The 19736-nt window shown below is 68.2% G+C and carries 27 protein-coding genes; 19 read left to right on the top strand and 8 right to left on the bottom strand.

Annotation, left to right across the window (positions count from 1 at the left end; all coding sequences use genetic code 11):
- The first annotated feature begins 229 nt into the window (after nucleotides 1-229).
- The 6 genes from I7S92_RS08755 (at nucleotide 230) to I7S92_RS08780 (ending at nucleotide 3850) form a co-directional block, all read left to right on the top strand.
- Complete coding sequence (locus I7S92_RS08755) at nucleotides 230-517, top strand: rod-binding protein (RefSeq protein WP_197643120.1); 288 nt, start codon at nucleotides 230-232, stop codon at nucleotides 515-517.
- Nucleotides 504-815 (top strand): hypothetical protein, encoded by a 312-nt coding sequence (locus I7S92_RS08760; RefSeq protein ID WP_197643121.1) that lies wholly within the window; start codon nucleotides 504-506, stop codon nucleotides 813-815. Before I7S92_RS08755 ends, I7S92_RS08760 begins: the two co-directional genes overlap by 14 nt.
- Nucleotides 816-1011: 196 nt before the next feature.
- Nucleotides 1012-2217, top strand: a complete 1206-nt coding sequence (locus tag I7S92_RS08765) for a flagellin N-terminal helical domain-containing protein (RefSeq protein WP_197643122.1) — start codon at nucleotides 1012-1014, stop codon at nucleotides 2215-2217.
- Between the two features lie 69 nt (nucleotides 2218-2286).
- The gene (flaF, locus tag I7S92_RS08770) at nucleotides 2287-2658 is read left to right on the top strand and encodes a flagellar biosynthesis regulator FlaF (RefSeq protein ID WP_197643123.1); all 372 of its coding nucleotides are present in this window, start codon (nucleotides 2287-2289) and stop codon (nucleotides 2656-2658) included.
- Nucleotides 2655-3059, top strand: coding sequence for a flagellar biosynthesis repressor FlbT (gene flbT / locus I7S92_RS08775; RefSeq protein ID WP_197643124.1), 405 nt, complete (start codon nucleotides 2655-2657; stop codon nucleotides 3057-3059). The genes flaF and flbT overlap by 4 nt, the downstream gene beginning before the upstream one ends.
- The gene (locus I7S92_RS08780) at nucleotides 3056-3850 is read left to right on the top strand and encodes a DUF1217 domain-containing protein (protein ID WP_197643125.1); all 795 of its coding nucleotides are present in this window, start codon (nucleotides 3056-3058) and stop codon (nucleotides 3848-3850) included. Before flbT ends, I7S92_RS08780 begins: the two co-directional genes overlap by 4 nt.
- A gap of 44 nt (nucleotides 3851-3894) precedes the next feature.
- Here the strand turns inward: I7S92_RS08780 and I7S92_RS08785 are convergent, their stop codons facing one another.
- Complete coding sequence (locus I7S92_RS08785; RefSeq protein WP_197643126.1) at nucleotides 3895-5205, bottom strand: FliI/YscN family ATPase; 1311 nt, start codon at nucleotides 5203-5205, stop codon at nucleotides 3895-3897.
- A gap of 84 nt (nucleotides 5206-5289) precedes the next feature.
- Here I7S92_RS08785 and I7S92_RS08790 point away from each other — a divergent pair, with 84 nt between their 5' ends.
- Genes I7S92_RS08790 through I7S92_RS08830 form a run of 9 tightly spaced genes read left to right on the top strand, consistent with a single transcriptional unit; the run spans nucleotide 5290 to nucleotide 9761 of the window.
- Nucleotides 5290-5670 (top strand): FlgB family protein, encoded by a 381-nt coding sequence (locus I7S92_RS08790; RefSeq protein WP_197643127.1) that lies wholly within the window; start codon nucleotides 5290-5292, stop codon nucleotides 5668-5670.
- Nucleotides 5671-5680: 10 nt separating this feature from the next.
- Complete coding sequence (gene flgC, locus I7S92_RS08795) at nucleotides 5681-6064, top strand: flagellar basal body rod protein FlgC (protein ID WP_197643128.1); 384 nt, start codon at nucleotides 5681-5683, stop codon at nucleotides 6062-6064.
- Nucleotides 6065-6074: 10 nt separating this feature from the next.
- Nucleotides 6075-6365: a flagellar hook-basal body complex protein FliE gene (gene fliE / locus I7S92_RS08800; RefSeq protein WP_197643129.1), complete on the top strand. Its 291-nt coding sequence runs from the start codon at nucleotides 6075-6077 to the stop codon at nucleotides 6363-6365.
- On the top strand, nucleotides 6362-6628 hold the full coding sequence (locus I7S92_RS08805; RefSeq protein WP_197643130.1) for a flagellar biosynthetic protein FliQ: 267 nt from the start codon (nucleotides 6362-6364) through the stop codon (nucleotides 6626-6628). The genes fliE and I7S92_RS08805 overlap by 4 nt, the downstream gene beginning before the upstream one ends.
- 1 nt (nucleotide 6629) lies before the next feature.
- Nucleotides 6630-7337: a flagellar hook-basal body complex protein gene (locus I7S92_RS08810; protein WP_197643131.1), complete on the top strand. Its 708-nt coding sequence runs from the start codon at nucleotides 6630-6632 to the stop codon at nucleotides 7335-7337.
- A 9-nt stretch (nucleotides 7338-7346) separates the two neighbouring features.
- Nucleotides 7347-8132: a flagellar basal-body rod protein FlgG gene (gene flgG / locus I7S92_RS08815; RefSeq protein WP_197643132.1), complete on the top strand. Its 786-nt coding sequence runs from the start codon at nucleotides 7347-7349 to the stop codon at nucleotides 8130-8132.
- Complete coding sequence (flgA, locus tag I7S92_RS08820) at nucleotides 8132-8551, top strand: flagellar basal body P-ring formation chaperone FlgA (RefSeq protein ID WP_197643133.1); 420 nt, start codon at nucleotides 8132-8134, stop codon at nucleotides 8549-8551. Before flgG ends, flgA begins: the two co-directional genes overlap by 1 nt.
- Complete coding sequence (flgH, locus tag I7S92_RS08825) at nucleotides 8551-9273, top strand: flagellar basal body L-ring protein FlgH (protein WP_197643300.1); 723 nt, start codon at nucleotides 8551-8553, stop codon at nucleotides 9271-9273. Before flgA ends, flgH begins: the two co-directional genes overlap by 1 nt.
- On the top strand, nucleotides 9273-9761 hold the full coding sequence (locus I7S92_RS08830) for a flagellar basal body-associated FliL family protein (protein ID WP_197643302.1): 489 nt from the start codon (nucleotides 9273-9275) through the stop codon (nucleotides 9759-9761). Before flgH ends, I7S92_RS08830 begins: the two co-directional genes overlap by 1 nt.
- On the opposite strand, the gene I7S92_RS08835 is transcribed toward I7S92_RS08830, so the two are convergent.
- From I7S92_RS08835 to I7S92_RS08850, 4 genes are all read right to left on the bottom strand, one after another.
- Nucleotides 9758-9946, bottom strand: coding sequence for a DUF3008 family protein (locus tag I7S92_RS08835; protein ID WP_197643134.1), 189 nt, complete (start codon nucleotides 9944-9946; stop codon nucleotides 9758-9760). The two genes, I7S92_RS08830 and I7S92_RS08835, sit on opposite strands and share 4 nt — an antisense overlap.
- 27 nt (nucleotides 9947-9973) lie before the next feature.
- Nucleotides 9974-10948: a TIGR03885 family FMN-dependent LLM class oxidoreductase gene (locus I7S92_RS08840; RefSeq protein WP_197643135.1), complete on the bottom strand. Its 975-nt coding sequence runs from the start codon at nucleotides 10946-10948 to the stop codon at nucleotides 9974-9976.
- Nucleotides 10945-11103, bottom strand: coding sequence for a hypothetical protein (locus tag I7S92_RS08845; RefSeq protein ID WP_197643136.1), 159 nt, complete (start codon nucleotides 11101-11103; stop codon nucleotides 10945-10947). Before I7S92_RS08845 ends, I7S92_RS08840 begins: the two co-directional genes overlap by 4 nt.
- 166 nt (nucleotides 11104-11269) lie before the next feature.
- Entirely contained in the window at nucleotides 11270-11866 is a 597-nt protein-coding gene (locus I7S92_RS08850) for a DNA-3-methyladenine glycosylase (RefSeq protein WP_242070130.1), read from the bottom strand.
- A gap of 39 nt (nucleotides 11867-11905) precedes the next feature.
- Between I7S92_RS08850 and I7S92_RS08855 the strand changes: the two genes are divergently transcribed.
- Nucleotides 11906-12160 carry a hypothetical protein gene (locus I7S92_RS08855; protein ID WP_197643137.1) on the top strand — a complete coding sequence of 85 codons (255 nt, stop codon included), beginning with the start codon at nucleotides 11906-11908 and terminating at the stop codon, nucleotides 12158-12160.
- On the opposite strand, the gene I7S92_RS08860 is transcribed toward I7S92_RS08855, so the two are convergent.
- Complete coding sequence (locus I7S92_RS08860) at nucleotides 12153-12719, bottom strand: response regulator (RefSeq protein WP_197643138.1); 567 nt, start codon at nucleotides 12717-12719, stop codon at nucleotides 12153-12155. The genes I7S92_RS08855 and I7S92_RS08860 overlap by 8 nt on opposite strands.
- Before the next feature lie 246 nt (nucleotides 12720-12965).
- Between I7S92_RS08860 and I7S92_RS08865 the strand changes: the two genes are divergently transcribed.
- Both I7S92_RS08865 and I7S92_RS08870 read left to right on the top strand, forming a co-directional pair.
- Nucleotides 12966-15086 carry a catalase gene (locus tag I7S92_RS08865; protein WP_197643139.1) on the top strand — a complete coding sequence of 707 codons (2121 nt, stop codon included), beginning with the start codon at nucleotides 12966-12968 and terminating at the stop codon, nucleotides 15084-15086.
- A 44-nt stretch (nucleotides 15087-15130) separates the two neighbouring features.
- Complete coding sequence (locus I7S92_RS08870; RefSeq protein WP_197643140.1) at nucleotides 15131-16912, top strand: alpha-amylase family glycosyl hydrolase; 1782 nt, start codon at nucleotides 15131-15133, stop codon at nucleotides 16910-16912.
- On the opposite strand, the gene I7S92_RS08875 is transcribed toward I7S92_RS08870, so the two are convergent.
- Both I7S92_RS08875 and I7S92_RS08880 read right to left on the bottom strand, forming a co-directional pair.
- Nucleotides 16872-18209, bottom strand: coding sequence for a PAS domain-containing protein (locus I7S92_RS08875; RefSeq protein ID WP_197643141.1), 1338 nt, complete (start codon nucleotides 18207-18209; stop codon nucleotides 16872-16874). The two genes, I7S92_RS08870 and I7S92_RS08875, sit on opposite strands and share 41 nt — an antisense overlap.
- Before the next feature lie 107 nt (nucleotides 18210-18316).
- Entirely contained in the window at nucleotides 18317-18607 is a 291-nt protein-coding gene (locus I7S92_RS08880) for a hypothetical protein (RefSeq protein ID WP_197643142.1), read from the bottom strand.
- Between the two features lie 201 nt (nucleotides 18608-18808).
- On the opposite strand from I7S92_RS08880, the gene I7S92_RS08885 reads away from it, so the two are divergent.
- Nucleotides 18809-19675 (top strand): hypothetical protein, encoded by an 867-nt coding sequence (locus I7S92_RS08885; RefSeq protein WP_197643143.1) that lies wholly within the window; start codon nucleotides 18809-18811, stop codon nucleotides 19673-19675.
- Nucleotides 19676-19736: the final 61 nt, after the last annotated feature.

Raw genomic sequence — 19736 nt, forward strand, 5'->3', positions numbered from 1 at the left:
TTCGCCTTCAGCCAGGACAGCCGCAAACTCCGCAACCTCGACCAGGGCGAGGGGGGCAGGGCCGATTGCGGGCCCCGTTCCTTTGGCGATCGAGACAATTGCGTGGACTGCTTGCATGGCTACCTCACGACTTCTGTCGCTTTCGCCCCGTTATCCTGGCCATAGGTTACCCATTCTTTACCCGCCTCGCACATGGTTCGGAAAATTCAACCTATCTCGCGAGGTCTTCATGCTCTCTCCCCCGGCCGCCCTGCCCCAGCCCCCCGATCCGCCGGCCGCGCGTCACCAGGCGCTCCACGCCAAGGCCCGAGAGCTCGAGGCCGCCTTCCTTGCGGAGATGCTGGCGCACACCGGCCTTGGCGAGAGCGGGGGCGAGTTCGGCGGCGGCCCGGGCGAGACGCAGTTCGCCTCGTTCCTCCGGCAGGAACAGGCACGGCTCATGGTGGAAAAGGGGGGAATCGGGCTGGCGGAGATGATCTTCCAGTCGATGGTGGAGACCGAGAATGGCGCGGCTTGAGGAATTGCTTGACCAGGCAGCCGAGGCCCTGCTTCGGGGTGACCTTGCCGCGCTGCCGGCCCTGACCGAGGCGATCGACTCCGAGACCGGCTCGGCGGCGGCGGATGTGCCCGGTGCCGAGCGGCTGCGCGAGAAGGCCGACCGCAACGCGCGCCTTGCCCAGGCCGCGGCGCGGGGCGTGCGGGCCGCGCGCGGGCGGCTGTCCGAGATCGCCTCGGGCCCGGTCCTTACCACCTATGACGCGCTGGGGCGGCGGGCATCGGTCCCCCTGCCCCAGGTAGCGGCGAAACGTCTCTGAGTTGGTTCAAATGCCCGGCATTCGGCACGGCGGCATTAGGGGTTGGTTAGGCTATCGGCGGCTTGATGGGTCCTGCGTCCCATGACGGGGCGGCGCCTGCCGGGCCCTCCGGCGGCATCGGACAGAATGCCCGTCCTGCCACTCCGGTGGCTTTCCAAGGCCGTGAAACCTGCGGCCGATTGATAAGGAACCCAAGATGACGTCGATCCTGACGAACACTAGCGCGATGGTCGCCCTGCAGACGATGAAGGGCATCAGCGCCAACCTGAACAAGACCCAGGCCGACATCTCGACCGGCAAGTCGGTGGCCACCGCCAAGGACAATGCCGCCGTCTGGGCGATCTCGAAGGTGATGGAATCGGATGTTCAGGGCTTCAAGGGCATTGCCGACAGCCTCTCCGTCGGTTCGGCCACGCTGACCGTCGCCCGCAACGCCTCGGAAACCGTGACCAAGCTTTTGACCGAGATGAAGGGCAAGATCGTCGCCTCCCAGGCCGAGAACGTCGACCGCTCGAAGATCCAGACCGACATCGACGCGCTCACGAAGCAGATCGAATCGACCGTCGGCGCGGCACAGTTCAACGGGCTGAACCTGGTGAACGGCTCGCAGACCACGGTCAACGTGCTCTCCTCGCTTGACCGCAGCCAGACGGGCGTGACCTCGTCGAACATAACCGTCGACGCGCAGAACCTGTCGACCGATGCCGGGGCGGCGCTGACGGCAGGGGGCGGCACGCTCTCGGCAGCGAACGTCGTCACCGGCACGCCGGTCACGCTGGACGGCTTCGCCTTCCAGGGCGGCGCCGGGGCGCTTGCCGCGAACGACGCCACCGCCGATCCGGCCGACCTGACCGGCCTCGTCGCGGGCGATGCGATCACCCTGAATGTGGGGTCGGTCCAGGGCCGTTATGTCGTGCAGAAGGGCGACACCGCCGATGCGCTGGTGGCAGGCCTGAAATCCTCGCTCGCCACGAACGGGCTGTCTGACAGCGACTTCACCCTGACTCTGAACGCGGGCCAGCTTGAGGTGGCGAACAACACCAACCAGCCGGTCGCGATCTCGGCCTCGGCGACGCGCGGCACCGGCGGGCTGGCGGGCCTGAACACCATCGACGTGGTGAACCAGCCCGCGGATGCGCTGAATGCGATCGAGGGGATGCTGCAGACCTCGATCAACGCCGCGGCGTCCTTCGGCTCGTCGCAAAAGCGCATCGACATCCAGAATGAGTTCGTCGGCAACCTGACCGACTCGCTCAAGACCGGGATCGGCGTGATGGTCGACACCGACATGGAGGAGGCTTCGGCCCGGCTTCAGGCGCTGCAGGTCCAGCAGCAGCTGGCCACCCAGGCGCTGTCGATCGCCAACCAGCAGCCGCAGGGCCTCCTGTCTCTGTTCCGCTAAGCGACCCGGGCCGCGGGGTAAACCTCCGCGGCCCATCTCACCCCGCAGCTTCGCACAGACGGAACCCCCATGTCCTATCAAGCCCCTATCGCCTATGCTCGGCGCGAGACGCCGGCCCGCTCGCCCCGCTCGGTCGAATACGACCTACTGGCGCAGATCACCCGCCGGCTCCGGTCCGCCTGGACCAGCCGGGCCGAGGATTTCCCCGGCCTTGTCCGCGCGCTGGCCGACAACCAGCAACTCTGGTCCACCCTGGCCTCGGACGTTGCCCTGCCCGGCAATACGCTGCCCGCCGTGCTGCGCGCCCGATTGTTCTATCTTTACGAATTCACCGTCCAGCACAGCCGCGCCGTGCTGGAGGACCGCGCCTCCATCGAGGTCCTGGCCGACATCAACACCGCCGTCATGCGCGGCCTTCGCGGCGAAGGGGGCGGAACATGACCGGCCTTGTCCTGAAGCTTGGCCCGCATGAACGGGTCCTGATCAACGGCGCCGTGGTCGAGAACGGCGAAAAGCGGTCGCGGCTGGCCATCGTGACGCCAAATGCCAACATCCTGCGCCTTCGCGACGCGATCCACCCCGAGCAGGTGAATACCCCCGTCCGCCGCGTCTGCTATATCGCACAGCTGGTCCTGTCCGGCGATGCCGAGGCGGGCGAGGCGCGCCAGCAGCTTCTGCGCGGCATCGAGCAGTTGAGCCAGGTCCTGACCGATCCTGACAGTCGCCTGCAATTGACGGTGGCCAGCCGCGCGGTGCTGGAGGACCAGCATTACCAGGCGCTCAAGGCGCTTCGCAGCCTTCTGCCACGCGAAGAGCGGCTGTTCGCTGCGGGCCGGGCATGAGCTTCCAGCCGGTCCTGCCCCTGGCCGGCTATGCCGGCTGGAGCTTCCTGAAACGCACCCTGGCGCGTCAGCAGGTGGCGCAGCAGGCCTCGCCCGTGCAGCAGCGGGACGAGGCCTATTTCCGCGAGAGGATCGGCAAAGTGACGACGGCCGAGCAGCTGGTCGGCGACAAGCGGCTGTTGCGGATCTCGCTGGCGGCCTTCGGACTGGAAGCCGATCTGAACAGCAAGGCCTTCATCCGCAAGGTGCTCGAGGGCGGGACGCTGAAGGAGGGAAGCCTCGCCAACAGGCTCGCCAACAAGCAGTACCAGAAATTCGCGGCAGCCTTCGGCTTTGGCGACTACTCCGTTCCGCGGACCGCCGTTTCCACTTTTCCCGAGGAGATCCTGGCGCAGTTCCGCGCCCGGAGTTTTGAGACTGCCGTCGGACAGCAGAACAACAGCTACCGGCTGGCGCTGAACGCGGAACGCGAGATCCCGGCGCTGGCGGCGCGCAAGACCGGCGAGACGGCAAAATGGTACACCGTCCTCGGCAACGCGCCGCTGCGCGAGGTGGTGCAGACCGCGCTTGGCCTGCCGAAAAGCTTCTCCGCGATCGACCTCGACCAGCAGGTCGCGATCCTGCAGGACAAGACCCGCGCGGCCTTCGGCTCGCCCGACATCAGCCAGTTCGGCGATCCGGCGAAGATGGAGGCGCTGGTGCGGCGGTACATGTTCCAGTCCCAGGCACAAGAGCAAGGGGCGGGCAGTTCGCCGGCCGCCATCGCCTTGACGCTGCTGCGCGGTACGTGAACAGGATTCGCCATCGGGCAGGCGACATCCGCCCGCCTCGTCGCCTATTCCGACAGGCAGGTCCGCAGCCGCTCGAAACTCCCCGCGACCCCGTTTGCGGGCGCGGGTTCCGCCAGGAAGGCGTCGAGCCGGGGCCAGACCTGGATCGCCCGGTCGATCACCGGGTCGGATCCGGAGGCATAAAGCCCGGCCTGAATCATCAGCTCGGCCCGGTCATAGGCCCCCAGCAACCGCCGCGCCTCGGCGATCAGGGCGTTTTCATCCGCATCGGCCGCATCCGGCAGCGACCGGCTGACCGAGCGCAAAAGGTCGATCGCCGGAAAGCGGCCCCGCTCGGCAATCCGGCGGTCCATCACCACATGGCCGTCAAGCACCCCGCGGAGGATGTCGGCCACCGGCTCCTCCATGTCGGACCCGGCCACGAGGACCGAGAAGACCGCCGTGATGTCGCCCGCCCCCTCGGGCCCCGGGCCGGCCCGTTCGGCCAGACCCATGATCGCCTGGTTCAGCGAGGGCGGAAAGCCGCGCAGCGCGGCCTCCTCGCCGCCTGCCAGCGCGACCTCGCGGTGCGCCTCGGCGAAACGGGTGATCGAATCGACCAGGAGGAGCACATGCAGCCCCTGGTCGCGGAAATGCTCGGCCACGGCCATCGCGGTCAGCGCGCAGGACCGCCGCATCAGCGCCGACTGGTCCGATGTCGCCGTGACCACCACGCAGCGCGCCATCCCCTCGGCACCAAGGACGCGTTCGGTGAATTCACGCAGCTCGCGGCCGCGTTCGCCGACCAGCGCGATCACGACCAAGTCCGCCTCCACCCCCCGCGCGAACCGGGCCAGAAGCGAGGACTTGCCGACCCCGGACCCGGCGAAAAGCCCGATCCGCTGGCCCCGCACCAGAGGCAGCAGCGTGTCGAACACCGCCGTCCCCGTGCCAAGCCGCACCCCCAGCCCGCGGCGCGAGGCAGCGGGCGGCGCGGGGGCACGCAAGGCGCGCGGGCGCGGGCCGCGCAACAGCGGCCGTCCGTCGAGGGGCCGGCCGGCAGGGTCGACGATCCGGCCGATCCAGCTGTCGTCCGGCGCGATCTCGGCCCGCCCCAGCAGCTCCACCCGGTCGCCGATCGCCATTCCATCACCCGAGGCATCGGGCAGGATCGAGCAGCGACCGGGCGAAAGGCGCAGGACCTCGCCCCCGGCGGCAGCGTCGCGGCTGTGAATCAGCACCCGGTCGCCGATCGCCGCGGCGTCAAGGCCCCCGACCTCGGCCAGTCCGCGCCGTGTCTCGATCACCCGGCCGACACGCCGCACGGTGGCGACCCCGGCGATTTCCGCCAGAAGACCATCGAAAATTCCGGTCACGGGATTCTCCCTTTGTTCGCTCTCAACCGTTTCTAAAGGAATCACTCTTAAGCCTTGGTGAAACAACTCGAGGGAGAAGCCCCGATGTTCGAGAAACTGGAACTCACCCGGATGGCGCAGGCCCTGGCGGCGCATTCCGGCGCAAGGATGGCGGTGATCGCGCGCAACGTGGCCCATGCGGATTCGCCGGGCTACAAGGCGCAGGACCTGCCCTCCTTCGACAAGGTGTTCGCAGACAGGGGCCAGATGCGCGCCACTCGGCCGGGGCATCTGGCCGCAAGCCCGGAGAGCGCGGCGCTGGTGCCGGAACGGGCTCCGGGACGCGAATCGCCCAACGGCAACACCGTCTCGCTGGAGGGCGAGATGGTGAAATCGGTCGAGGCGCGGCAGGGCCACGAGATGGCACTGGCGATCTACCGGGCGACCTCGGATGTCCTGCGCGCCAGCCTCGGCCGGACACGGTAGGGGGCACGGAATGGGCAACGACCTGATCAGTTCGCTCTCCTTCGCGGCCGCCGGAATGGAGACCCAGGCGATGCGGCTGCGGCATGTTTCGGAGAACATCGCCAACGCCGACACCCCCGGCTACCACCGCAAGGTGATGACCTTCGCCGAGACGATGGAGACGGGTCTGGTGGAACCCGGCAAGGTCCGGCTTGACCAGAGCGACCTTGCGAAGATCTACGACCCCGGCCACCCGCTGGCGGATGAGACAGGTCACTACGACGGCTCGAATGTCGATCTGGTGATCGAGATCGCTGACGCGCGTGAAGCGCAGCGCAGCTACGAGGCGAACCTCAGGATGTTCGACCAGACCCGTCAGATGACGCAAAGCCTGTTCGACCTTCTGCGCAGATAGGAGATCCAGAATGGATGTGAATACCTCGGCCGTTTCCAGGGCTTACGCGAGCGCCCGCACCGCTGCCGCCCCCCTGCCGAAGGCGGGAGCGGCGGAGCAGGGCCTCGCCGGCCTTGCCGGGAATTTCGTAAACGCCCTGCAGGAGCATGAGGCGACCGCCCGCGCCGCGATGACCGGCGACGCCGACCCGCATGCGCTGGTCCAGGCACTCGCCTCGTCGCAGATGGCGGTCGAGACGGTGGCCACGGTGCGCGACCGGGTGGTCGAGGCCTATCAGGAGATCCTGAGGATGCCGGTATGACCGAGACGCAGATCTTCGACCTCCTGCGTCAGGGGCTCTGGGTCGCGGTGCTGATCTCGGCCCCGCTGCTCACGGTCGCGCTGGTTGCGGGCGTGGTGGTGGGCCTTTTCCAGGCGCTGACCTCGATCCAGGAGATGACGCTGACCTTCGTGCCCAAGGCCGGGTTGATGCTGGTGGTCTTCTGGGTCTCGATGAGCTTCATGACCACGACGCTGGTCGCCTTCTTCACCGACACGATCGTGCCACGGATCGCGGGGGGCTGAGATGGACGCCGCACTCTACACCACGCTGAACCGCCAGTCCGGCCTGATGCGCGAAATGGGGGTGATCGCCAACAACATCGCCAACGGCTCGACCGCCGGCTTCCGGCGCGAGGGGGTGGTCTTCTCGGAATATGTCGCGGCGATGGACCGGGACCCGTCGCTCTCGATGGCCCATGCCAGCGGGCGGCACGTCGACCTGTCGCAGGCGACGCTGTCGCAGACCGGCGGGACCTTCGACTTCGCCATCCAGGGCGAGGGCTTCTTCCTGGTCGAGACGCCGCAGGGCGAAAGGCTGACCCGTGCAGGCAGCTTCACCCCTTCGGCCGAGGGCGAGCTGGTGACCCCGGACGGCTTCCGCCTGCTGGATGCAGGCGGCGCACCGATCTTCGTGCCGCCGGATGCCAAGGTGGCACTGGCCCGCGATGGAACGCTCTCGGCCAATGGCGAGCCGGTGGCGCAGGTCGGCCTCTGGCGGCCGAGCGACCCGCTGGCGCTGCGCCACCAGTCGGGCACCCTGTTCGACGGTGGAGAGCTGGAGCCGGTGGAGGACGGGCAGGTCCTGCAGGGGATGCTCGAGGACAGCAACGTCCAGCCGGTCTCGGAGATCGCCCGCATGATCGAGGTCCAGCGCGCCTACGAGCTGGGCCAGAAATTCCTGGATGCCGAGGACGAACGCGTCCGGGGCGTGATCCAGACGCTTGGACGATAGGGAACAGCCATGAAAGCCTTGCAGATCGCCGCGACCGGCATGTCGGCCCAGCAGATGCGGGTCGATGTGGTGTCGAACAACCTCGCGAACATGTCGACGACGGGCTACAACCCCCGCCGCGCCGATTTCGCCGACCTTCACTACCAGCAGCTGGCCCGGCCGGGCAGTATCTCGGCCTCGGATGGCTCGATGCTGCCGACGGGGGTGCAGGTCGGGCTTGGGGTACGGCCGGCCGCGATCTCGGTCATCCTGGGCCAGGGTCCGCTGGAACAGACCAACGGCGATCTCGACGTGGCGATCGACGGCAACGGCTATATCGAGGTGCAGATGCCCTCGGGCGTCACCGGCTATACCCGCGACGGGGCGCTGAAACGCTCGGCCGACGGGTTGATCGTCACCTCGGACGGTTTTCCGGTCGCGCCGGGGATCACCGTTCCCTCGGACGCGAGCGGCCTGACGATCAGCCCCACGGGCGAGGTCTGGGCCGATTTCTCCGACCGGGTGGAACCGGAGCTGCTGGGCCAGCTGACGCTTTCGGCCTTCCCGAACGAGAAGGGGCTGGAGGCGGTAGGCTCGAACCTCTTTCTGGAAAGCCCGGCCTCAGGCGCACCGCTCTCGGCGGTGCCGGGGGAGGAGGGGATCGGCACCTTGCGGCAGGGTTACCTTGAAGGCAGCTCGGTCGATGCGGTGCGCGAGGTGACCGAGCTGATCAAGGCCCAGCGCGGCTATGAATTGAACGCCAAGGTCATCACCGCCGCCGACCAGATGCTTGGCGCGACGACCCAGGTGCGGTGATGCGCAGCCTCATCGCCCTTCTGCTCCTCACCGCCCCGGCGCTGGCCGAGAGCCTCGTCGCGACGCGGACGATCCGGGCGCAAAGCGTGATCGCGGCAGAGGATGTCGCCCTGGTCGAGGCCGCCCTGCCCGCCGCGCTGGACGATCCGGGGCTGGCGATCGGTCTTGAAGCGCGGGTCGCGATCCATGCCGGACGGCCGGTCCGGGCAAAGGATCTGGCCGCACCCGCGCTGGTGGAGCGCAACCAGCTGGTAAAGCTGTTCTTCCTCTCCGGCGGGCTGGCGATCGCGACCGAGGGCCGGGCGCTTGCACGCGGCGCCGAGGGCGAAGTGATCCGTGCGCTGAACCTTGCCTCCCGTACCACCGTCCGCGGCCGTGTGGGCCCGGACGGAGCACTCTATGTAGGATGGACCGAATGATGACGCGAATAGTCCTGATCTGCGCCTTGGCCCTTGCCGGCTGCGGCAAGCTTGGCCAGGTCGGCCGGGCTCCGGAGTTCTCGCTGCTGGAGGGCAGCGCGCAGCATTACGCGATGTATTCCGCCCAGCTGCCCGCCGATGTGGCCGCCGCGACGCCGTCGGATGACTCCTCGCTCTGGGCGGCCGGGACGGAGTCGCTCTTCGGCGACCGGCGCGCGGCGCGGCGGGGCGACATCCTGACCGTGGTGATCGAGATCGACGACAGCGCCTCGATCTCGAATTCCACCGGACGCAACCGCAACGGCAGCGTCAAGGCGGGCCTGCCGGAGTTCTTCGGCATCCCGCAACGTCTGGACGACCGCCTGCCGGATGGTGCGAGCATGGCCGAGGCAGTGGAAACTCGGTCCTCCTCGACCTTCAAGGGCTCGGGCAACGTAGCGCGGACCGAGCAGCTGACCTTGCGCGTCGCCGCGACCGTGGTCGAGGAACTGCCGAATGGGGTGCTGCGAATCGAGGGCCAGCAGGAAGTGCGGGTGAACTTCGAGATGCGCGAGTTGATCGTGACTGGCTATGTCCGGCCCGCCGACATCTCCCGGCAGAACGAGATAACCTATGACAAGATCGCGGGCGCACGCATCGCCTATGGCGGGCGCGGACAGATCACCGATGTGCAACAGCCGACCTATGGCCAGCAGGCCGCCGACCTTCTGCTTCCGTTCTGATCATGCGCAGGATTCTCCCGATCATCCTTGCCCTGCTGGGCCTTGGCGGCGGCGCCGGTGCGGGTCTCTTCCTGCGCCCGGCCCCGGATCCGGGCGGCCAGCCCCCCGCTGCCGAACACGAGGCAGAGTCTGCCGGAAAGGAGGACGCCGGGCATGCTGAAGGCGGCCCGGAATATGTGAAGATGAACAACCAGTTCGTCGTTCCCGTGGTCGAAAAGGGCCGGGTGGCTGCGATGGTGGTGCTGTCGCTTTCGGTCGAGGTCGAGGCAGGCAATACCGAAGCGGTCTACCAGCGCGAGCCGAAGTTGCGCGACGCCTTCCTGCAGGTGCTGTTCGATCATGCCAATGTCGGCGGGTTCAATGGCTCCTTCACCGATGGCACCAACCTCCTGACCCTGCGCACCAGCCTGAAGGAGGCGGGGGGGCTGATCCTGGGGCCGGCGATCCGCGATGTGCTGATCACCGACATCGCCCGGCAGGACAGCTAACCCTTGTCCTTCTTCTCGGGCAGGCTCTTGCGGCGGGTGGAGGCCAGATCCTCAAGCTCTTTCTCGGTCATGCTTTCGACCATCTGGCGCGAGGCGCCGCGCAACTCGCCCTTGTCGGTCTCGCCGCGTTTGGCAGACAGTGCGGCCCCGGCGGCCTTCTGCTGCGCCTTGGATCTTGCGGGCATCGGCGGCTCCTTTCCGTGCGGGCAGGGTCAACCGGCAGCTCCCCGGGAATGTTCCCCAAGCCCCGGCAGGACGCTGGAACCGAAGGCCTCGATGAAGGTGCGCTGGTTGCGGGTAACGCAGTGCAGATGAACCGTATCGGCCAAGGCGCAGAGCGCGGCGATCCTTTCGGCGTGCCAGCCCAGATCCGCGGATACGTCGATCCGCCGACACAGTGCCTCGGGCGTCACCAGCTCCGCGATCAGGTCGAAATCGGCGGGGCGGCGCAGATCCCAGGCGACTTCGCCGCCCGCGATGGAAGGGGCCCATTGGTCCATCGCCCCGGCCAGAGCGCCGGCCTCGGTACGGCCCCAGGCCAGGGCGTGCTGGACATGCACGGGCTTGCCCTCGCCGCCGCCCGCACGGAACGCCTCGATCACCCGCGAGAGAAGCGCCGGATCGCCCCCCACGGTCAGAAGCCCGTCCGCCCATCCCGCGACCTCGGCCGCGGTGTCGGGCGATACCGCCGCACCGAACAACGGGATCGGCACCCTTGGGCGCGAGTAGAGCCGCGCCTCGACCAGGGTGATCCTGCCACGATGGGTTACGGTCTCGCCGCCAAGGAGAGCCCGGATGACCTCCACGCACTCCCGCAGCCTGGCGTTGCGCTCGGCCTTGTCGGGCCAGTATTGGCCCAGGATCGCCTCGTTGATCGCCTCGCCACTGCCAAGGGCCAGCCAGAAACGGCCTGGAAACATCTCTCCAAGCGTGGCCGCCCCTTGGGCGATTATGGCCGGGTGATAGCGCCAACCGGGGACGGAGATCAGACCAATGGGAAAGCGCGTCGCCTGCAGGGCCGCACCGATCCAGGACCATGCGAACCCGGACTGGCCCTGCCGCTCGCTCCAGGGGTGGAAATGGTCCGAGGATTTCGCAGTCGCAAAGCCCGCGGATTCGGCCAGGCGGACCAGTTCCAGAAGCTCTCCCGGCCCGAATTGCTCGTGCGAGGCGTGATAGCCGATCATTCCCGCCCCTGATCGGGATCGGGCACCTGCCTTGCCGGGTTCACCCGGTCAAATTCCTCGGACCGATGGGGCGAGCCTTCCTGGTCGCCCGCCGCATTGCTCCGGTCCTGCGGCGGGGTGCGCTTGGCGGCGGCGGGTTTCGGTTCGTTGGGCATCGGGACCTCTCCTCCGGCGGGACCGCGTCAACTGCTGCTAGGCAGGAAGGTTCCCGGCGGCGACGGCTGGAACATTGCCGATCCGGGCGGGTTCAGCCGGGCAGAAACCGGGAGAGTGCCATGAACCGCATCATCTACCTTGTCGGCCTGGTCGTCATCGTCCTGATCATCCTGTCCGTCCTCGGATTGCGCTAAGCGCGGGAAACGGCCGGCTGATCCCGGCGGCTCCGGCAAGGCCGAAGCGCCAGGGCAGGTCGGTGGCGCGGCTGATGCCGATGCGGGGACCTTCGAGAAACGGCAGGGGCCCGGCAGCGGGCAAAAGCACGAAACCGTCCGCGCCGAACCTCTTGCCGCTGTCACGTAGCTCCAGCCCCAATGCCTGCCCCAGCCGCCCCGGCCCCGAGGCCAGCCTGGGACTGTCCGGCGGCAGGCCGCGCCGCCGCGCCATCTCCTCGACCCCGACCTCGGGGCAAAGCGCGCGCAGAAGCACCGCCTCGCCGGGCCGTCCGACGACGTTCAGGCAAAGGTGGCATCCGTAGGACAGGTAGACATAGACCGTGCCCGGCGGACCGAACATGGCCGCATTGCGCAAGGTCGGGCCACGGAAGCTGTGCGAGGCGGGGTCGTCGCGGCCATAGGCCTCGGTCTCGAGGACCGTCCCGCCGGCGCCGCGCACGACCAGCCTTGCGCCAAGAAGGGTACGGGCAAGCGTCACGACATCCTGGTCAAAGTCCATCTCGCCCCCGATGGGAACTGCGGCCATCCGGCCGGGTTTGCCCTGCACATGCCCCGGAGAACCGCCATGGACAACCCCGACCCGCACCCGTCCGTCGCGCTGGAGGGCCGGTTGCTGGCCCACCGCCGCCTGCTGGTGCTGCTGCTGCAATCCCTGCCCGCCGCCCGACAGGCAGAACTGGCCGAATGGCTGGCCGACCGCTCGATTCCCCGCGACGGGCAGGAGGATCCCGGCGCGGTGCCGTCCGAGGCCGGCGCCATCGACCTGGCGCTGACCGATGAATTCCGCCTCCTGGCCGAGATGCTGTCACAGTCTAGTTGAGCAGGTGATGCGCCCGCGCCTCCAGCGCCCGCGCCATCAGTTGATGCAGCCAGCCCGCCAGCGTGGTGCCGGAGAGATCCATCTCCTCCTCCAGCGCCAGCTTGAGGGTCGCCTCGACCAGGCGGTCGGCGGCCAGCGAATCGGGGACCAGGAGCCGGGCCGAGACGCGAAGACGGGGCAGGACCTGGTCCACGGTGGTCTCCTGCCCGTCCAGCTCGGCCCGGGCAAGGCTGACAGCCTCGTCGGGTGAACAGGGCTTGCCCAGCCGCGCCACATCGGCGAAGCGGGCCGGGATCTCGGCCATGTCGCGGCCGGAGTAGAACACGAAGGGAATCCGCGCCCGCTGCAGCCTATCGGCAAGGCGAAAGACCTGCTCGCCGCGCAGATTTACGTCCAGGACCGCCAGATCGGCGCCAAAGGCATGGCATTCCGCCGCATCCAGCGTGGCGTAGGGGCCAAGGATGCTTGCCTCGGCGCTGCGGAAATGGTCCGCCAGCATCCAGGCGACGAGGTAATCATCTTCCACGATCAGAATGCGTTTGCCGGCGAGTTGCTGCATGTGGCCCGTTCCTTCCTGCCTCTGGCCAGAGTCGCTGACCACCGCAGATCCGGACAGCCCGAAACCTGATCAAGACTATGGGGTCCGCCCTCCTCTCCCGCAAGGCGAGTGGCAGGCCCAACGCTTTCCTTGCGGCTCCTGGGCGGGATCCGGCCGATCGGGGCCGGAAAGGTTCCGGGAACAACCTGGCGGCCGCGCGGTTGCCTCCCGGCCGCAACCGTCCCATCACAGCCGAAGGAGTCCGCCATGGCCAGCCGCCCCTCTGTCCCGAAACCCCCATCGCCTGCATCGGAACCTGCTCGGCTACACGACCTTACCCTTCGCCGGGGATCGGGCGGCGAGTACCACCAGATCGCGGAAGGCGGCGCCCCCACGATGACCACGGCCCAGGGCGCGCCGGTCGCGGATGACCAGAACACGCTGAAGGTCGGCCAGCGCGGCCCGCTTCTGATCGAGGACTTCCAGTTCCGCGAGAAGCTGTTCCACTTCGACCACGAGCGCATCCCCGAACGTGTGGTCCATGCCCGCGGCTATGGTGCGCACGGCTATTTCGAGACCTACGATTCGCTGGCGCAATTCACCCGCGCCAATATCTTCCAGCGCGCGGGCGAGATCACCCCGGCCTTCGTGCGCTTTTCCACCGTGGCGGGCTCGAAAGGGTCGATGGACCTGGCGCGGGACGTGCGGGGATTCGCGGTCAAGCTTTACACGCAAGAGGGCAACTGGGATCTCGTCGGCAACAACATGCCGGTGTTCTTCATCCAGGACGCGATCAAGTTTCCCGATGTGATCCATTCGGTGAAACCCGAGCCCGACCGCGCCTTTCCGCAGGCCCAGTCGGCGCATGACACGTTCTGGGACTTCATCTCGCTGACGCCGGAAAGCATGCACATGGTGATGTGGGTGATGTCCGACCGCGCCATTCCCCGGTCGTTCCGCTTCATGGAGGGCTTCGGCGTCCATACCTTCCGGCTGGTCAACGCGCAGGACCAGTCCACCTTCGTCAAGTTCCACTGGAAGCCGAAGCAGGGGATGCAGTCGGTCCTGTGGAACGAGGCGGTGAAGATCAACGGCGCGGACCCCGATTTCCACCGCCGCGACCTCTGGGGCGCCATCCAGGCCGGCGATTTCCCGGAATGGGAGCTGCGGCTGCAGCTCTTCGACCAGGATTTCGCCGACGGGCTGGACTTCGACGTGCTGGACCCCACCAAGCTTGTCCCCGAGGAGATCCTGCCCCCCGTCCCGGTCGGCCGGCTGGTGCTGGACCGGATGCCCGACAACTTCTTCGCCGAGACCGAGCAGGTCGCCTTCATGACCCAGAACGTGCCGCCGGGGATCGACTTCTCGGACGACCCGCTGCTGCAGGGGCGCAACTTCTCGTATCTCGACACGCAGCTGAAGCGGCTGGGCAGCCCTAACTTTGCGCAGCTGCCGATCAACGCGCCGAAATGTCGGTTCGCGAATTTCCAGCAGGACGGCCACATGGCGATGCGCAATCCGACTGGTCGGGCGATCTATCAGCCGAACTCGTTCGGGATCGGCCCGCGCGAGGATCCCGCCCGCGGCTTCCGCAGCTATCCGGCGCAGGAGGTGGGGCCGAAGTCACGCCTGCGGCCGGAAAGTTTCGCCGATCATTACAGCCAGGCGCGGATGTTCTTCCACAGCCAGACCGCGGTCGAGCAGCGCCATATCGTCAACGCCCTGGCCTTCGAACTGGGCCGGTGCGAGGTGCCCGCAATCCGGCTGCGGATGCTGGCGCATCTGCGCAGCATCGACGAGACGCTGGCCGTGGCGGTCGGTGACGCTCTGGGCGTTTCCGAACTGCCGGAGGCGGCGACCCCGGCGGTGCCCGTGCGCGATCTGCCACCCTCGCCCGCGCTGTCGATCCTTCAGAACTCGCGCGGGACCTTCGCCGGGCGTAAGCTGGGCGTGCTGTTTGCAAACGGCTTTGACGCGGCACTTCTGGCCGAACTGAACGCAGCGATGACGGCGGAAGGCGCGATGGTCGAGCTGATCGCCCCCACGGTCGGCGGCGCACTCTCGGCCGACGGCACTCAAGTTGCAGCGCATTACGCGGTGGCGGCCGGGGCCTCGGTCCTGTTCGACGCGGTGTGTCTCCTGATGTCACGCAGCGGGGCCGAGGCCCTGTGCCGCGAGGTGGCCGCCGTCGATTTCGTCAAGGATGCCTTCGTGCACTGCAAGTTCATCGGCTTCTCCGAAGGCGCGGTCCCGCTGCTTTCGACCGCCGGGGTGCTGCCGGACGCCGATGAAGGAATGGTCGAACTGGCCTCCGGCTCGCCACAGGGCTTCGTCGACTCCTGCCGCCGCCTGCGCCTCTGGTCGCGCGAGCTTGGCTCGGGCGCCTGAACGTGGCGCAAATTCCGGCACATCCGGATGCGCAACCGCCGGACATGCCCGCCGCCCCGTTCTGGGGCGCGCGGCGCTCCGCTCCGGATGAGTGGAGCCTTGCGCTCTGGGCGCCGTCGGCCAGCGCGATCCGGCTGGAACTGGAGGGGCTGGACTTGCCGATGGTCCGGGGTGCGGACGGTGTGCATCGCTGTATCGCCCGCGCCTCGGAAGGCGGGCTCTACCGCTTTCGCGCCGGGGATTTCCGCTTTGCCGATCCGGCCTCGCTGCAGCAGGAGGGCGGGGTCGAAGGCCATTCGGTCCTGCGCGATCTTGCGCCCATGACCCGGCGCGCGCAGCGCGCAGCCCCCGGCCCCTTTGCCCGTCAGGTGATTACCGAGATCCATGTCGGCAGCTTCACCCGCGAGGGCAGCTTTGCCGCCGCCGCCCGCACGCCCGAGTTGCGCCGGATGGCCGCGCTGGGCATCACCGCCATCGAGTTGATGCCGCTCGGACAGTTCCCCGGCACGCGCGGCTGGGGCTATGACAGCGTGCTGCCCTATGCCCCGCAGGACAGCTATGGCCCGCCGGAGGATCTGGCCGCCCTGGTGGATGCCGCGCATCGGCTGGGTCTGCTGGTCTATCTGGACGTGGTGCTGAACCACTTCGGTCCGCAGGGAAATGCGCTGGCCCGGATCTGCCCGGAATTCTTCCTGGCCGAGGAGAACGACTGGGGACCCCGGATCGACTATTCCCGCCCCGCCGCCCGGGCCTTCTTCGTCGACTGCGCCCGGCACTGGCTGCGGCACTACCACTTCGACGGGCTGCGCATCGACGCAATCCAGGAGATGAAGGACGACAGCGCCCTGCCGATCGAGACCGAACTGGCCCTGGCCCTGCGGCGCGAGTTTCCCGAGGTGCATCTGCTGGCCGAGGACAGCCGGAACCGCACCGCTCCCTATGATCCGGCGAACCGGCTGTATGACGCGGCCTGGAACGACGACTATCACCATGCGCTGCATGTCCATCTGACCGGGGAAAGCTTCGGCTATTACCGCGAGTTCACGCTGCAGCCCTTGCGGGATCTTTCGGTGGCGCTACGCGACGGGCAGGCGCTGCAGGGCCAGACCCGCCCCGATGGCAGCACCGCCAAGGGCGAGCCCTCCGCCCATCTGCCGCCATCCCGTTTCATCAATTTCAATCTCAACCACGACCATGCCGGCAACCGTCCCAGGGGCGAGCGGCTGGTTTCGCTGGTCGGGGTGGAGCGGGCGCAGGTCGCCCATGCGCTTCTCCTCACCGCGCCCTATGTGCCGCTGCTTTTCATGGGCGAGGAATGCGGCGCGCAAAGCGCCTTTCCCTGGTTCGCCGACTATGCGGGCCAGGTGGCCGCGGACATGGCGGAGGAACGGCGCAAGCAGTTCCGCGGGCTGCCGGGCGGCGGGCTGGACATGCTCGACCCGTTCGATCCGGCGACCGCGACGCTGGCGCATCCCTATGCCAGACCCGCTCCGGACCAGGAGTCCTGGCTGGACCTCACACGGCGGATGCTGGAGTTGCGGCGCCAGGTGCTGCTGCCGATCTATCGCACTGGCCGGGCCCACCCCGCGACGGTGGTGATCACCGGCCCGGGGGCGTTGGTCGCCGACTGGCATTTCCGCACAGGCACGGTGCGGGCGGCGCTGTCCTTCCAGCCGACAAGCGCCTCGGCCCCGGATCGGACCGCGCCCGAGGGCAGGACCGCCCTGCCCCTCGCCGCCCTGGGCGAGGCCGGGACGCCCTGGTTCCGGCTCTGGCTCTCGCGGCCTACAGCTCCTGCTCCTGCACCGAGGCCATCGGCGCAGTAAGGTCGCAGATCACACCCTCCTCGGCATGGATGAGCCGGACCCTGCCCTGCAGTTCGGCCGCCAGGACGTCCTGGATCACCACGGTGCCGAAACCCTTCCGCTGGGGCGGGGCCACGGCTGGCCCGCCTTCCTCGCGCCAGTGCAGCACGAATTCGGCCGGCGGCCCCGCCGTCACCGCCCAGCGGATCCGCACGCAGCCGGACCTGACCGAAAGTGCGCCGTATTTCACCGCATTGGTCGCCAGCTCGTGCAGCCCCAGCGCCAACGCCACCGCCGCGCGCGAGGATACCCGGACCGGCGGTCCCTCGAAGCGGAACTGCGACTGTGGGAACGGGGCCAGGACCGAGGCGACAACCCCCTGCAGGTCGACCCCTTCGCTGGCATCGCGGGTGATCAGGTCCTGCGCCCGTCCCAGGGCGAGGATCCGCTTCTCGAAGGTGACATAGGCCTCGGTCCGCTCGCTCCCCATGGTCTGCCGCGCGATGGCCTGCACGGTCGACAGGACATTCTTCACCCGATGCTTCATCTCGCCGATCAGGACCTTTTGCAGCCGCTCCAGATCGTGACTGGCCGAGCTGTCGCGCGCGATGACGGCCGCCCCGGTGATCTGCCCCGCCCGATCCCGGATCGGCGAGACCGCCAGCGAGACATGCAACCGCTTGCCATCCTTGCGCAGCCACAGCGTCTGGCGCGTAGCGACCCGCTCGCCGTGCAGGATCAGGTCGAGGGTGGCCCGGTCCTCGTCGGGATGCGGCGAGAGGAGCGTGACCGGATGACCCAGCACCTCCTCGGCGGCATGGCCGAACAGCCTCCGCGCGCCGCCGTTCCAGCTGGTGATCCGCAGGTGCCGGTCCACCGACAGGACCGCATCCTCGGCGCCGGCGATGATCGCGGCAGCGCAAGCGGCATCCTGAGGTTCGGAAGAGGCGATCAGCAGGATCAGCACCCCCTGCGCCTGTCCCGCCTCATCCAGCACCGGCCAAAGCGCGGCAGCCGGCGCCTTGTCGCATGGCACAAGCAGAGACCGCGCGGCGGGGTGGTCCAGGACATCCTGCGCGGCCGCACGCAGCATCTCCGGCAGATCGGCCGCCTGCCGCCCTGTCAGCCGGGCCCAGGCCTCGTTGCCCAGGATCACGCCATCCGGGCCGGTGACCATAACCATCGGTGCGATAGCCGCCTGCACAAGGGAGGACGCCTGGCGCAGGCACAAGGGCAGTCCCTCCATCCGGCCCGACATGCTGTTCGGCTGATCCATCCCCTGCATCAACTGCCGGACATCCGGTTCCCTGTCGCTCACCCCATGCCCCCGGAACTCCTCCAGTCTGGGCAGCCGCAGATTCGCCCATCTCCACGGCAACACGCAGGTCACGGATTTGTTCCGCCGGCTTCGGAACCCGGCGAAGATCAGCCTTTCCGGACTTTTCCTGCGCGGTTCAGCGCCTCCTGCAACTGGCGGCTCAGGTCGCGCAACCTTTCGCTGACGGGCTGAGTGCGGATCTCCTCGATTATTGCTTCCAGCGCGGCCGAAAACTCGTCGTCCAGAAGGGTTTCGGGCCCTTCGCCTTCATTCGTCTGCTTCATTTCCGCCGCCCGGGACCCGGTCCAAACACCACTTTCGTCATGACTATACGCCGAAGTGACGCAATGGATCACGGCAAATTTGCCGCAGCCCGGCCCGTCGCGACCGGGGAACAATCGCCGCCCCCGACCTGTTCACCTCGTCCGACGAAGGAGGTGCTGCATGGCCCAAGCGCCGCTTCTGGAACGGCTCAGGGCCGAGGGCTCCAGGCCCGAACCTGGGAAGGCAGTTCGCTGCCTGCAAGACCGTGTAGGACGCGACTCCCCTGCGCACGACAGCCGCGCTTGCGGCAACCCATGACAACCGAGGAGGATAGAATGCCAAGAAATTCCAACACCCCCGAACGAGACGACCGCGGCCGTTTCATCGGTGACGATGACCGCGGCGGCAGCCGGGGCCGCAGTTTTGGCCGCTATGACGACGACGATCGCCGCTATTCGCGCAGCCGCCGCGACGATGACGACAGTGACCGCGGCCAGGGCTGGTACGGTGACAGCCGGGGCCATTCCGAAGCCTCGCGCCTTGGGTGGGAGCGCCGCGGCGCCTATGACGACCGCGATGGCCGCAGCTCGCGCGGCAGCGACCGCGAACGTGACGAATACGGTCGCTTCGTAAGCGACGATGATTACCACCGCTCGTCGCGCGGCGGCAGCAGCCGGGGCAGCGGCAATGACCGCGAGCGTGACGAATACGGCCGCTTCATGAGTGACGATGACGACCGCCGCTCCTCCTCGCGCGGCAATGGTGGCCGGGGCCGGAGCAGCGACAATGACCGCGGGCGCGATGAATACGGCCGTTTCATGAGTGATGACGACGACCGTCGCTCCTCCTCCTCGCACGGACGCGGCGATGACCGGGGGCAGGGTGGCTGGTTCGGCGACCGCGAAGGCCATGCCGAGGCCGCCCGTCGCGGCTGGGAACGCCGGGACGACGACGACCACCGTTCCTACTCCTCTTCGCGCAGCAGCGGGGGCCGGGGCAGCAATGACCGCGAGCGCGACGCATACGGCCGCTTCATGAGCGACGACGACGACGACCGTCGCTCCTCCTCGCGCGGACGCGGCGATGACCGGGGGCAGGGTGGCTGGTTCGGCGACCGCGAAGGCCATGCCGAGGCCGCCCGTCGCGGCTGGGAGAATCGTGATGACGACGACCGTCGCGGATCGCGTTTCTCGCGCCGTTGACCCCAGCCCGACGTCCGGGCCGCCATCCGTGGCGGCCCGGTCTTGATCCTGAAAGGAGCAG

This window comes from Tabrizicola soli, from assembly GCF_015999335.1.
GTDB classification, from domain to species: Bacteria; Pseudomonadota; Alphaproteobacteria; order Rhodobacterales; family Rhodobacteraceae; genus Tabrizicola; species Tabrizicola soli.